The sequence below is a fragment of the Corallococcus sp. CA053C genome, assembly GCF_003611675.1.
Taxonomy (GTDB): Bacteria; Myxococcota; Myxococcia; order Myxococcales; family Myxococcaceae; genus Corallococcus.
Map to the genome: position 1 here is coordinate 1 of NZ_RAWA01000057.1, position 13,606 is coordinate 13,606.

The window sequence follows — 13,606 nt, forward strand, 5'->3', positions numbered from 1 at the left end:
CCGCGGAGCTCGCGAGCCCCGAGGCCGCGACGGACTTCCTGCGCAACGTCGGAGCCTCCATCGTCAGCGCCGCGGGCCTGGTGCGCCGGGCGAACACGGCGGATCCGCTCGCCTACCGGATGCTCCGCACCGGCCTGTGGCTGCACCTGTCACAGCCGCCCGCCCCCGGCGCCAACGGACGCACCTCGCTGCCCCCCTTCCCTCCCGCGATGCGGGAGCGGCTGGAGCGCATGGCCACCCACTCCCGGTGGGCGGAGCTGCTCGAAGAGGCGGAGTCCGCGCTGGTGCAGCACCGCTTCGCGCTGGAGTTGCAGCGCTACGTCGCCAACGCCCTGGCGGGGCTCGGCCCCACGCACGCCGCCGCACGCGAGGCGCTGGTGCTGGAGTTGACCGCGCTCCTGCGCCGGATGCCTGGCGTGGTGGAGCTCATCACTTCGGATGGCACGCCCCTCACGGACGCCGCGACGAAGCAGTGGCTCAGCGCGGAGGTCCTGCCTCAGCAGGGCGCGCCCACCGCGCCGCGCGCCCAGAACGTCTTCCTGCCGCCGCCCCAATTCGAGACACCGGCTGTCACCGGAGGGAGCGCGGCCCTGGAGGAACAGGCCCGCATCTTGTTTGACACCGGCAAACCCGAGGAGGCCCTCGCGCGGCTCCAGTCGGCGGTGAATGCGACGACCACCGGAAGGGCGCGTTTCATGGCGCGCCTATCCCTGGCACGCATGTGTGCCAATTCCGGCAAACTCTTACTCGCCCAGACGCTGTTCGAGCAGCTCGACGCGGAGTGCAGCGCGAAGCAGTTGGATGCATGGGAGCCGGCGCTCGCCGCCGCGTGCCTTGAAGGCTTGCTGACGTCTGTCATCGCCCAGGCAAAAGATGAGGGACGTCTGGAAATGAACCTACAGCTTCGTTATCGTCGTCTCGCGCAACTCGATGCACCGGCCGCGTTGCGCGTACGCGTCGAACGACTGGAAGCGACCGCGGCGTCCCAACCGGACCCGACCGCCTCCTAACCCTTTCACCCCAGGAGAAAACCGAAGATGAGCAAGGAAAACTCCGTCGCCCCGACCGAACGCGTCAACATCGTCTACAAGCCCGCCACCGGCAATGCGCAGGAGCAGGTGGAGCTGCCTCTGAAGACTCTCGTGATGGGAGACTTCACCGGCCGCGAGGACGACCGGCCGCTGGAGCAGCGCGCTCCCATCAACGTCGACAAGAGCAACTTCAACGACGTGATGGCCCAGCAGGACCTGCGCGTCACGCTCTCCGCCGCCGACAAGCTCTCCAACGAGGCGGGCGCAACCATGTCCGTCACGCTCGAGTTCAAGAGCCTGTCTGACTTCGCGCCCGAGAGCGTCGTCAACCAGGTGCCGGAGCTGAAGAAGCTGCTGGAATTGCGCGGCGCGCTCAACGCCCTCAAGGGGCCCCTGGGCAACCTCCCGGCCTTCCGCAAGAAGCTGCAGTCCATGCTGAACGACGAGGAAGGCCGCAAGAAGCTCATTGAGGAACTCGGAATCAAGCCGGAAGCCATCGCCGCCGCCCCGACCAAGTAATCCGAAACGAGCGCGAACATGAGCACCCAGACCCAGACCCCCAATTCCGCAGCGGAAGCCGCGATCGCTCTCGGCTCCCCGTCGTTGCTCGACGAAATCCTCTCCGAGGCGAAGCTCAAGCCCAAGGACGAGGGCTATGACATCGCCAAGAAGGGCGTGCAGGCCTTCATCACGGAGATGCTGGCGCCGGACCGCGGCGAGGAGCGCATCGACAAGGCGCTGGTGGACGCGATGATCGCGGAGATCGACCAGCGCATGAGCGCGCAGGTCAATGAGATCCTCCATGACAAGCAGTTCCAGACGCTGGAGTCGTCCTGGCGCTCGCTCAAGTTCCTGGTGGACCGCGTGGACTTCCGCGAGAACACCCGCGTGGAGATGCTCAACGTCTCCAAGGCGGACCTGCTCAAGGACTTCGACGACGCCCCGGAGGTCGTGAAGTCGGGCCTGTACCGCATCGCGTACTCCAACGAGTACGGCGTCTTCGGCGGCAAGCCCTACGGGCTCATCACCGGCAACTACGACTTCGGGCCCGGCCCGCAGGACGTGGACCTGCTGCGCAAGTGCGCGTCCGTGGCGGCCATGGCGCACGCGCCGTTCATCGCCAACGCCAGCCCGGAGTTCTTCGGCGAGGAGAGCTTCCTCAACCTGCCGAACATGAAGGACCTCAAGTCCTTCTTCGAAGGCCCGCAGTACGCGCGCTGGCACTCCTTCCGGGAGAGCGAGGACGCGCGCTACGTGGGCCTGTGCCTGCCGCGCTTCCTGCTGCGCCTGCCGTACGGCGAGAAGACGGTGCCGGTGAAGGCGTTCAACTTCACCGAGGACGTCGTCGGCCACCACGACCGCTACCTGTGGGGCTACGCGTCCACGGCGTTCGCCACGCGCGTGACGGACTCGTTCGGCAAGTTCCGCTGGAGCCCGAACATCATCGGGCCCCAGTCCGGCGGCGCGGTGGAGACCCTGCCCCTGCACCAGTACGAGGCGATGGGGGAGATCCAGACGAAGATCCCCACGGAGGTCATGCTCACGGAGCGCCGCGAGTTCGAGCTCTCCGAGGAGGGCTTCATCGGCCTGGTGTTCCGCAAGGACGCGGACAACGCGGCGTTCTTCTCCGCCAACTCCACGCAGAAGCCCAAGTTCTTCGGCTCGTCGCCGGAGGGCAAGGCCGCGGAGACGAACTACCGGCTGGGCACGCAATTGCCCTACATGTTCATCATGACCCGCCTGGCGCACTACGTGAAGGTGCTGCAGCGCGAGCAGATTGGCAGCTGGAAGGAGCGCGCGGATTTGGAGCGCGAGCTCAACCAGTGGATGAGCCAGTACATCGCGGACATGGATGATCCGGCCCCCGCCGTGCGCTCGCGCCGTCCGCTGCGCGCCGCGCGGGTGACGGTCGAGGACGTGGAGGGCCAGCCGGGCTGGTACCGCTGCAACCTCCAGGTGCGCCCGCATTTCAAATACATGGGCGTGTCCTTCACGCTGTCGCTGGTTGGAAAGCTCGACAAGGAGTGAGCCCCTCTCGTCTGAGATCGCCTGTCGTATCGCCCATGTAGTCGGGGGGCTCCATCACACCCGATCCGCCCTCCCGCGGGCCGGGTCCAACGCGCAAGAAGCCAAACGCGCACGAGGTGGCCGAAAATGGCTGAGACAGTACATCTGTTCCTGAAGGCGAACGGCAGCGAAATCAAGGGTGAGAGCACCCAGACGAGCCTGGGGCGCGAAGGCTCCATCGAGTGCGTCTACTACGAGCAGGAGGTCATCACGGCCCGCGAGGCGGGCTCCGGCCTGGCCACGGGGCGCCGCCAGTACCCGCCCCTGCTCATCCGCAAGCGCATCGACAAGAGTTCGCCGCTGCTCATGAAGGCGCTCGCGGAGAACCAGGTGGTGGAGGGCGTGCTGAAGTTCTTCCGCCCCAACCCCACCGGTGACGGCACCACCGAGCAGTTCTACACGGTGGGCTTCGCGCAGGGCCGCATCGGCAGCATCAAGCAGACGGTGCCCAACACCATCATCCCCGCCACCTCCACCGAGCCGCCCCTGGAGGAGGTCACCTTCGTGTTCCACACCATCAACTGGACGTACACGAACGGTGGCGTGACGCACGAGGATTCCTGGGCGACGCAGCGCTAGTCGCAGCCTTCGCGGGGCGTCCTTCCACGGCTGCTGGAAGGACGCTTCGCGTCTGCCCTTTTGCCCATGGCTGAACGAGGACTGCTCTCCCGTCTTGCCGCCGGTCAGGGCTCGCTGGTGTCCCAGGGGGACATCGTCGAGTCGGTGGCCGCGCACCTGCGCGTGCTGCTCAACACCCGTCGGGGCGAGTCCGCCGCGGCGCCGAACTTCGGCATCCTCGACTTCAACGACGTCGTGCACATGTACCCGTCCGCCATCCCGAGAATGCAGCAGTCCATCCGCATGGCCATCCAGGAGTTCGAGCCGCGCCTGAAGAGCGTGGTGGTGACCCACCAGCCCAACGAGGACGACCCGACGGCGCTGATGTTCGACATCAGCGCGCAGCTGTCCTGGCGGGGCCAGCGCGGCGCGCTGCGCTTCCACACGCACGTCCACCCGGGCGGCAAGGTGGACCTGTGGTGAGCCGGGGACACGCCACACCACGAGACGGGGGACGCGGATGTTCAGCAAGTACTACCTGAGCGAGTTGTCCTACCTGCGGGAGATGGGCCGCGCCTTCGGGCTGGCGAATCCCAGCGTCGCGGGCCTGCTGGTGGAGCGCGGCGCGGACCCGGACGTGGAGCGGCTGCTGGAGGGCTTCGCCTTCCTCACCGCGCGCATCCGCGAGCGCCTGGACGACAACGTCCCGGAGATGGTGCACGGCCTCACGGAGTTGCTGCTGCCGCACTACCTGCGGCCGCTGCCCGCCACCACCATCGTGGAGTTCACCACGCAGGTGCGGGCGCTGCGCGGCCGCTCGCGCATCCCCGCGGGCGCGGAGGTGGCGTCGCAGCCGCTCGACGGCACGTCCTGCGTCTTCCGCACCACGGCGGACGTGGACCTGCTGCCGCTGACGCTCCAGGACGCGGTGTTGGACCGCTCGTCGCTGACGTCGCCCGTGCTGCGCCTGTCCTTCCAGACGCACGAGCAGGGCCGCGCGGAGGTGTTCCGCGCCGCGGGCGTGCGCCTGTTCATCCAGGGGGAGCTGTCCGCGAGCTCGCTCGTGCTGCTGTGGCTGCTGCGCTACTGCAAGGCCGTGCGCGTGCGCGGGGCCTCCGATACCGGCCCGGGCATCCGGCTGCCCCCGGACGCGGTGCGCGCCACGGGCTTCGAGCGCGACTTCAAGCTGCTGCCCTGGCCCAAGGCCACGGAGGGCTACCGGCTGCTCCAGGAGTACTTCACGCTGCCGGAGAAGTTCCTGTTCTTCGACGTGCGGGGGCTGGACGCGGGCGCCTCCATCGCGGAGGACAGGTTCGAGCTCGCCTTCGAGCTGGAGCGTCCGCCGCCCATGGACGCGCGCATCACGCGGGAGATGTTCCGGCTGCACTGCGCGCCGGTCATCAACCTGTTCCAGGTGCCCGCGGATCCCATCCTCCACCACGCGTTGGACCGCGAGCACCTGCTGCGGGCCGCGGACCTGCCGCCGCAGCACGCGGAGATCTACTCGGTGGACGCGGTGACGGGCATGCAGGCCGGCCGCAACGAGCGCCGCTCCTACCGGCCCTTCTTCGACTTCGAGCACACCCGGGGCGAGGGCGCGGAGACGTCCTTCTTCCGCGTGCGGCGCGTGCACTCGCCCATCGACGACGGCATCGACACCTACCTCACGCTGGAGACGCCGCGCGACGTGGCGCCAACGCTGGGCTCGGAGGAGGTGCTCTCCATCGACCTGACGTGCACCAACCGGTCCCTGCCCTCGCGGTTGCAGGTGGGCGACCTCACGGCCTCCACGTCGGCGTCGCCCACGCAGGCGAAGTTCAAGAACATCGCCCCGGTGAGCCGGCCCGCGCGGGCGCCCCTGGGGTCGGAGCTGCACTGGCGGCTCTTGTCGCACCTGGCCGTGAACCAGCGCTCGCTGTCGGACGCGGCGGCGCTGCGGCGGCTGTTGGACCTCTACAACTTCCAGGCGCTGGCGGACAACCTGGCCTCGCGCGCCAGCCGGCAGCGTGTGGACGCCGTGCGGGCGCTGAACGCGAAGCCCGTCACGCGCTTCCTGGAGGGCGCGCCCCTGCGCGGCAACCTCACCGTCATCGACGTGGACGAGAAGAACTTCCAGGGCGTGGGAGACGCCTTCCTCTTCGGCTGCATCCTGGACGAACTGCTGGCGTCGAACGTGACCATCAACTCCTTCAGCGAGCTGAACGTCCGCCTCCACCCCTCTCAGACGGAGTTCTCGTGGCGCCCGAGGAACGGCTCCCAGCGCATCTCGTAGAGGCCAGCCGCGAGCTCGCGGACGCCGCACCCCGGCTGGGGTTCTTTCCGCTCGTGGCCTACCTGGAGCGACTGACGGAAGGCGCCGTGCGGGTGGGCGACGTGGGGCCGGTGAGCGAGGAGATGATCCGCTTCCGGCACGACCCTTCGCTGGGGTTCTCCTCCGGAGACGTGAGCAGCGTCACCCTGCGCGAGGTGCCCGTGCGCGCGGAGGAGCCGTCCGCGCGCCGTCCCCTCTTCGAGGTCGCCACGCGCTTCCTCGGGCTCACCGGCACCGTCAGCCCGCTGCCCATGTACCTGGCGGAGGAGGTGGCGCAGGAGGATCCGGACCACGCCGTGCGGCGCGAGTTCCTGGACCTGTTCCACCACCGGCTCCTGTCCCTGCTCTACCGGCTGGAGGCCCGCTACCGCGTCACCAGCGAGTCCAACACGGGCTTCACGGACCAGTGGTCCCGGCGGCTGCTGGCGCTCGCGGGGTTCGACACCTACGAGCAGCACTCCGACAGCAAGCTGCCCATCGCGCGGCTGCTGAGGATCGTCCCGCTGCTGGCCAGCCAGGTGCGCACCGCGGAGAAGCTGGAGGTGGCGCTCCAGGAGGCGCTGGGCGGGGACCTGGAGGGAGCGACCGTCACCGTGCGCCAGTTCATGGGGCGGTGGGTGGACATCGACGCGCGCACGCGGCTGGGGCACTCGTTCCACCAGCTGGGCCGCAACATGCTCCTGGGCGGCAAGGCGTTCGATCGCACGGGGAAGATCCAGCTCGCCATCGGCCCGCTTCCGCCGCGCGCCTACAAGCGCCTGCTGCCGGACGGGGACCTGTTGCCGCTGGTGCGCGAGGTGATGGCGCTCTTCCTGCGCGACCCCCTGGAGTACGAGCTGGAGCTGGGGCTCACCGAGAGCGTCCGTCAGACGTTCTTCCTTTCGATGCACAACCACAAGGCATCGCGGCTGGGCCGGGACACGTGGCTCGGCAACGGCCAGCAGAACCGACTGAACGTCCCCGGCGCGTGACCTTCGCGCCACCGGCTCCCTGGGGCTCACGGCCCCCGGGGAACCCGGACCCCCGTTTCATGCCGTCGAGGAGGGTGTTCCCATCCGTGTCGACCCCAAGGCGCTCGTCCGTCGCCTGACGCCCACGTCCACCCGCCTGCTGGAGGCGGCCGTCGCCCGCGCCAGCACGGGACGCTTCTATGAAATCGTCGTCGAGCACCTGCTCGCGCAGCTGCTGGAGGCGGAGGACTCCGACGTCGCGCGCATCCTGAGCCACTTCCAGGTGGACCGCCGGAGGCTGGCCACGAGCGTGGACCGCGCGCTCCAGGGCATGCGCGCCGGCACCCCGGGCCGGCCCGTGTTCTCCGAGACGCTCTTCCAGTGGATTGAAGACGCCTGGTTGCAGGCATCCGTGGAGCAGGGGGCCACGCGCCTGCGCTCGGGCGTGCTGTTCGCGCAGTTCATCACCCGGCGCAGCCGCTACACGGCGGAGCTGTTCCCGGAGCTCGACGCCATCTCGCGCGACGAGCTGATGGACTCGCTGGAGGTGGTGCTGCGCCCCTCCGCGGAGACGGTGGAGGTGGCGCCGCCGGAGGCTTCCACGGGAGGAGGTTCGCCAGGCGCGCAGGCGGGAGGGCGCGGGGACGAGTCCCTCAAGCGCTTCACCACGTCGTTCACCGGCCGCGTGCGCGAGGGGAAGATCGATCCCATCTTCGGCAGGCACCGGGAGATCCGCCAGATGGTGGACATCCTGTCGCGGCGCCGGAAGAACAACCCCATCCTGGTGGGCGAGCCGGGCGTGGGGAAGACGGCGCTCGTGGAGGGGCTGGCGTGGGCCATCGTGAAGGGCGAGGTCCCGGACGCGCTGAAGAACGTGGAGCTCTTGGGGCTGGACCTGGGCCTGCTGCAGGCCGGCGCGGGCGTGCGCGGTGAGTTCGAGAACCGCCTCAAGGCCGTCATCTCCGAGGTGAAGGCCTCCCCCACCCCCATCGTGCTCTTCATCGACGAGGCGCACACCATCATCGGCGCGGGAGGCTCCGCGGGAGGCAGCGACGCGGCGAACCTGCTCAAGCCGGCGCTCGCGCGTGGCGAGCTGCGCACGCTCGCCGCGACCACGTGGAGCGAATACAAGAAGTACTTCGAGAAGGACGCCGCGCTGGAGCGCCGCTTCCAGCCCGTGAAGGTGGAGGAGCCGGGCGTCGAGGACGCGGAGCTGATGCTGCGCGGGCTCCGGGCCACCTACGAGGCCGCGCACGGCGTCACCATCCGCGACGAGGCCGTCACCGCCGCCGTGCGCCTGTCCCAGCGCTACATCTCCGGCCGGCAGCTCCCGGACAAGGCGGTGGACCTGCTCGACACCGCGGCGGCGCGCGTGAAGATTGAACAGTCCACGCGGCCCGACGAGCTGGTGGCCCTGGAGCAACAGATCGCCGGCCTGGAGCGCGAGCGCGATGCCCGCCAGCGCGACCTGTCGGAAGGCCACCCGGGGGACGCGGGCGCGGTGGTGCAGGTGGAGGAGCGGCTGGCCGCGGTGCGGGATCAGCTGGCCACGCTGCACGGGCGCTGGGAGGTGGAGCGGGCGGCGGTGGCGAGGCTGTCAGCGGCCCGGAAGGCGCTCGCCACGTCCGCGCCGGACGCGGACCGGCAGCCGCTGCGGGCCGAGGTGGACGAGGCCTCCGCGAAGCTGTCGCAGGCGCGCGGCGAGGAGCCGCTGGTCCACGCGGACGTGGACGCAGACATCGTGGCGCGTGTCGTGTCCAGTTGGACGGGCGTGCCCGTGGGCAAGATGCGCAGCGACCTGATTGAGGCGGTGCTGAGCCTGGAGACGAAGCTGGCTTCGCGCGTGCGGGGCCAGGACGCGGCGGTGCGCAAGGTGGCGGAGATCATCCGCATCTCCCAGGCGGGCATCCGCAACCCGGACACGCCCATTGGCGTGCTGCTCTTCGTGGGCCCCAGCGGCGTGGGCAAGACGGAGACGGCGCTCGCGCTGGCCGACAGCCTCTACGGCGGCGAGCGGTTCATGACGACGCTCAACATGAGCGAGTTCCAGGAGAAGCACACCGTCTCCCGGCTCATCGGTTCGCCCCCGGGCTACGTGGGCTACGGCGAGGGCGGCCTGCTGACGGAGGCGGTGCGCCAGCGGCCCTACTCCGTGGTGCTGCTCGACGAGTGCGAGAAGGCCGACCTGGAGGTGATGAACCTCTTCTACCAGGTGTTCGACAAGGGGATGCTCACGGACGGCGAGGGCCGCGCCGTGGACTTCCGCAACACGGTCATCATCCTGACGAGCAACCTCGCGTCGGACATCGTGATGCGGATGTTCGAAGGGGACGCGACGCCCACCGCCGAGCAGGTGATGACGGCGATCCGCCCTGCCCTGAGCCAGCACTTCAAGCCGGCGCTGCTGGCGCGCATGACCATCGTGCCCTTCGGGCCGGTGCAGCGCGACGTGATGCGGCAGATCGCGGAGATGAAGCTCGACAAGCTGGTGAGCCGGCTGCGCACGGCGCACGGCGTGGAGACGACGCTCGCGCCGGAGCTGCTGGACGAGCTTGCCCGCCGCTGCACCGAATCCGAGACGGGCGCGCGCAACCTGGAGCAGATCCTCCAGGGCTCGCTGATGCCCGCGCTGTCGCGGGACCTGCTGCAGAAGCTGGCGGGAGGCGCGGTGCCTCCCCGCCTGCACATCGCACTGACCGCCGAAGGAGACTGGGACCTCCAGTTCTCCGGAGCCTGAGCCGGATGGCGACCTCCATGATGACACGACAGGGATTGCTCACAGCCGTCGCGCTGGGCCTGCTGGCGGGGTGCGCCACCACCGCGCCCGCGCCCCGGCTCTGCCAGAAGGACGCCGGTTTCAACGAGCGCTCCGCGCCCACGCCGGACCTGTGGTTCGCGCTCTTGCTGCACGGCTACGACAAGGACCGCAACGTGGTGCCCCGGCCCGCGGTGGACTGCTCGGGCGCGCCGGTGGTCTGGCAGGACCCGACGCAGGACGAGTGCCGCGAGCCGGGCCCGCCCTCCGAACCCCTGCCCCCGCCAGCGCAGCTGACGGAGCAGGACCTGGTGCTGGAGACGCTCCAGGCCCACGAGCGGCTGGTCTGGGTCATCACGCGCCGGTACACCAACGGCGAGGGCGTGGGCCCCGTCGCGCGGGTGCACACGACGGAGACGGGCTTCTCCGTGGAGGCCCTGGGCACGCTGCGCGCGCTGCCCTTGCGCGCGAAGCTGCGGATGGAGCGCGTGGCCGGCACGGAGGTCCTGGTGGCCGAAGGGGACGCCTGCACCACCGACGCGTCGGAGGAGCAGGTCTGCCGGCGCGCGGTGCGCATCATGCCCCTGCGCAGCCACCGCTTCTTCGGAGAGGCCGTGTCCAGCAAGGACAAGGCGTGCCTGGGCGCGGCGTGGTTCCCGCTCAGCCGCGAGCTGTCGTTCACGCTGCCCAACGGCCTGCGCCGGACGTACGAGCTGGCCTCGACGGTGTCATTCAAGGCCGACGGCATCACCGTGCAGGAGCAGGTGCAGGTGAGCGATTCGGATCCGAAACAGCCGGCCGTGGCGCCCCGCCTCTACCGCCGCGCGCAGGACCACCGGGAGCTCACGGTACAGGACAGCGTCCTCACGGGCAGCGCGCCGTCGCTGTGGGTGCGGATGATCGAGCAGCAGCTGCTGGCCGGAGCGAAGCCGCTGCCGGAGCAGGAGGTGGTGCCGCTCGAAGCCCCGCCCGAGCCGAAGGACAGCGCTCCGAAGACCGCCTCCGGCGCGAAGCCTTGAAGCCTTTGCCGTAGCGATTCCACCTTCGTCGGATCAACGCCCGGAGACCTGGGCGGGGGGCTGTATGGCACGAACGCAAGCACCAGCCTATTCGCTGCAGATCGGCTCCCACGGGGCGGACACGCTCGTCGTGAGCCGCTTCTCCGGCACGGAGGCCCTCAGCCGTCCCTATGAGTTCATCATCGACTTCCACGCCACGGACGGCGAGCCGCTGACGCAAGCCGAGCTGATCAACACGCCCGCGCTGCTCCAGGTGCGCGTGGGCCAGGCCGCCGCGAGGAACGTGCACGGACGGGTGTTCCGCGCCGAGTCGCTGGGCCAGGTGGGCGGGCGCTGGTGCTACCGCGTCTGGGTGGGCCCCCAGGTGCTGAGCCTCCAGCACGTGCGCCGCAGCCGCCTCTTCCAGCACCAGACGGTGCCGGAGGTGGTGAAGACGGTGCTCGACGAGGCGGGGGTGGAGCTGAAGCTGTCGCTCCAGGGCAGCTACACCGCGCGCGAGTACTGCGTGCAGTACCGCGAGTCGGACCTCGACTTCGTCCGCCGGCTGCTGGAGTGGGAGGGCATCTTCTTCTACTTCCAGCACACCGAGGACTCGCACACGCTGGTGCTGGGAGACAGCTCCGGGGCGCACGAGCCGCTGCCCGGCGGGAGCACCCTGCCGCTGCGCGACGACGACGGGCGCGCGGCGGACGGCGAGTACCTCCACGCCCTGCAGGCCGTGCGGCGCCTGCGTCCGGGCGCCGTGCACCTGAAGGACTACGACTTCGAGAAGCCCGCGGTGGACACCTCCGCGAAGGCCGCGTCGGAAGGCGTGGCGGCGCTGGAGCTGTACGACTACCCCGGCGAGTACGTGGCCCCCGGCACCGGCAAGGGCGCGGCGAAGGTGCGCATGGAGGAGAAGGCGCAGGGGAGCCACACCTTCGCCGGAGAGAGCGTGTGCCCCCGGCTGACGCCGGGCTACCAGTTCGACGTGGACTCGCCGGGGGATGGCGCTTTCGCGGGCGAGTACACGGTGGTGGAGGTGGTGCACACGGGGCTGCAGCCGGACACGCTCGGGGGCGCCGAAGCCCTCCAGGGGCTGTACCAGAATCGCTTCCGCCTGCTGCCGGCGAGCGTCCCCTTCCGGCCCCGGCGCGTCACGCCGGTGCCGCGGATCTCCGGCGTGCAGACGGCGACGGTCGTGGGGCCCGCGGGAGAGGAGATCCACACCGACGCGCACGGCCGCGTGAAGGTGCTGTTCCATTGGGACCGGGAGGGCGCGCGGGACGACAAGTCCTCGTGCTGGGTGCGCGTGGGCCAGACCTGGGGCGGGCCGGCCTGGGGGCATGTGTACCTGCCACGCATCGGCCAGGAGGTGCTGGTGCGCTTCCTGGAGGGCAACCCCGACCGGCCGCTCATCGCGGGCACCGTCTACAACGGAACCAACCCCACGCCGTACGCCCTGCCGGACGAGAAGACGAAGTCGACGCTGAAGAGCGCCTCCAGCCTGGGCAGCGACGGCTTCAACGAGTTCCGCATCGAGGATGCCGCGAGCGAGGAGGAGATCTTCATCCACGCGCAGAAGGACAAGGACCTGCTGACGGAGAACGACAAGGCCCAGGCGGTGGTGGGCTACGAGGACCTGCTGGTGAAGAAGGTCCGTGTGCGGACCATCGAAGGCCACCAGACGCTGTCCGTCTCGCTGGATGACGCGAGCCTCGTGGAGGGCGACCAGACGCTCCAGGTGCGCGGCAACCGCTCCACGGGCACGGTGGCGGACCACTCCGAGGAGGTGGAAGGCAACCAGTCCATCGTCGTGGCGAAGACCTTCACGGGCACCATCACGCAGGCGGCGGCGGAGACGGTGGGCGCGGCCAAGGCGCTCACCATCGGGGGCGGCTACGCCGTCAGCGTGGGGCTCGCGATGAACGAGGCGGTGGGCGGCCTTGCGTTCCGCCAGACGGGCGCGGCCTACACGGAGCTCGTCCTGGGCAGCCGCCAGGAGACCATCGCGAAGGACAAGGACGCGAAGGTCGGCGGGGATTGGAACTCGGAGGTCACTGGGGGCGCCACGGTGACCGTGGGCAAGGACACGGGCGAGCAGAGCAAGACGACGCACCTGCAGGTGACGGAACCGGCGGCGTGGCTCGCGAAGACCTTCGAGCTGAAGGCCGACACGTTCTCCATCATCGTCAACGGCAAGCGCGTCATCCACGTCGAGAAGTCCGGCAAGGTGCAGCTCCAGGCGAAGACCTTCACGATTGAGGGCTCCTCGGACATCAAGATGAAGGGCAGCAAGGTCCAGATGCTCGCGGCGGCCGCCCCACCCTCCGCGCAGGCCGAGGCGCTCAAGCTCGCCGCCATCGAGGGCACCCCGTTCTGCGAGGAGTGCGAGAAGAAGCGCAAGTCCGCATGAGCCCTCCCATGGAAGCCAAGGCACTCGAAGCCTTTCGGGCCCTCCCGGGGCCTGTCTATGCCGTGCTCGACGCGGCCCGGGATCCGCGCGTGCTTTCACTGCTCAAGCGCGCTGGAGCGCCCTACCGCTCACTCTACGAAGGGCCGGAGGCGGAGGAGCTGGCCTCCGTCGCCCCGTACCTCGTGGAGCTGACGAAGGAGGAGGCGCTGCTCGAGCGCCTCATCGGAACGGGCTGGGGCCGCAGCTGGGGCATCTTCCTGACCGGAGCGAGTCCCTTCGATGCCGTGCGCAGACACCTGCGCAGGTTCTTGAAGGTGCAGGAGGAGTCGACCGGCAAGCGCCTCTATTTTCGCTTCTACGACCCGCGCGTGCTGAGGACCTTCCTTCCCACCTGCACGCCCCAACAGCAGGCGGAGCTCTACGCGGAGGTCGACTGCTTCTTCACCGAAGCCGAGGACGGCGGCCTGCTACGCTTTGCCCGTCCCCCGAGCGCTTCACGTGCGGCCCCCTGAGACGCGAC

Annotated in this window: 11 protein-coding genes; all 11 read left to right on the forward strand. The window is 69.6% G+C overall.

What is annotated here, in order from left to right; genetic code table 11:
* A partial coding sequence (locus D7V97_RS10595) for a type VI secretion system domain-containing protein (RefSeq protein ID WP_199728766.1) occupies window positions 1-1,010 on the forward strand: 1,010 nt, incomplete at its 5' end.
* A gap of 27 nt (window positions 1,011-1,037) precedes the next feature.
* Window positions 1,038-1,550, forward strand: a complete 513-nt coding sequence (gene tssB, locus D7V97_RS10600) for a type VI secretion system contractile sheath small subunit (RefSeq protein WP_120610496.1) — start codon at window positions 1,038-1,040, stop codon at window positions 1,548-1,550.
* Between the two features lie 18 nt (window positions 1,551-1,568).
* Window positions 1,569-3,059 carry a type VI secretion system contractile sheath large subunit gene (gene tssC, locus D7V97_RS10605; RefSeq protein ID WP_120610497.1) on the forward strand — a complete coding sequence of 497 codons (1,491 nt, stop codon included), beginning with the start codon at window positions 1,569-1,571 and terminating at the stop codon, window positions 3,057-3,059.
* 126 nt (window positions 3,060-3,185) lie between these two features.
* Entirely contained in the window at window positions 3,186-3,677 is a 492-nt protein-coding gene (gene tssD / locus D7V97_RS10610) for a type VI secretion system tube protein TssD (protein WP_120610498.1), read from the forward strand.
* A gap of 66 nt (window positions 3,678-3,743) precedes the next feature.
* A complete protein-coding gene (gene tssE / locus D7V97_RS10615) occupies window positions 3,744-4,139 on the forward strand; it encodes a type VI secretion system baseplate subunit TssE (protein ID WP_120610499.1) in 396 nt (131 codons plus the stop codon).
* A gap of 37 nt (window positions 4,140-4,176) precedes the next feature.
* Window positions 4,177-5,928: a type VI secretion system baseplate subunit TssF gene (tssF, locus tag D7V97_RS10620; RefSeq protein ID WP_120610500.1), complete on the forward strand. Its 1,752-nt coding sequence runs from the start codon at window positions 4,177-4,179 to the stop codon at window positions 5,926-5,928.
* Entirely contained in the window at window positions 5,892-6,938 is a 1,047-nt protein-coding gene (gene tssG / locus D7V97_RS10625; protein ID WP_199728767.1) for a type VI secretion system baseplate subunit TssG, read from the forward strand. Before tssF ends, tssG begins: the two co-directional genes overlap by 37 nt.
* Before the next feature lie 115 nt (window positions 6,939-7,053).
* Window positions 7,054-9,654 carry a type VI secretion system ATPase TssH gene (gene tssH, locus D7V97_RS10630; RefSeq protein WP_304988501.1) on the forward strand — a complete coding sequence of 867 codons (2,601 nt, stop codon included), beginning with the start codon at window positions 7,054-7,056 and terminating at the stop codon, window positions 9,652-9,654.
* A 17-nt stretch (window positions 9,655-9,671) separates the two neighbouring features.
* On the forward strand, window positions 9,672-10,691 hold the full coding sequence (locus tag D7V97_RS10635) for a hypothetical protein (RefSeq protein ID WP_147444765.1): 1,020 nt from the start codon (window positions 9,672-9,674) through the stop codon (window positions 10,689-10,691).
* Between the two features lie 64 nt (window positions 10,692-10,755).
* The gene (locus tag D7V97_RS10640; protein WP_120610503.1) at window positions 10,756-13,086 is read left to right on the forward strand and encodes a type VI secretion system Vgr family protein; all 2,331 of its coding nucleotides are present in this window, start codon (window positions 10,756-10,758) and stop codon (window positions 13,084-13,086) included.
* Window positions 13,083-13,598: a DUF4123 domain-containing protein gene (locus tag D7V97_RS10645; protein WP_120610504.1), complete on the forward strand. Its 516-nt coding sequence runs from the start codon at window positions 13,083-13,085 to the stop codon at window positions 13,596-13,598. The genes D7V97_RS10640 and D7V97_RS10645 overlap by 4 nt, the downstream gene beginning before the upstream one ends.
* Window positions 13,599-13,606 lie beyond the last annotated feature (8 nt).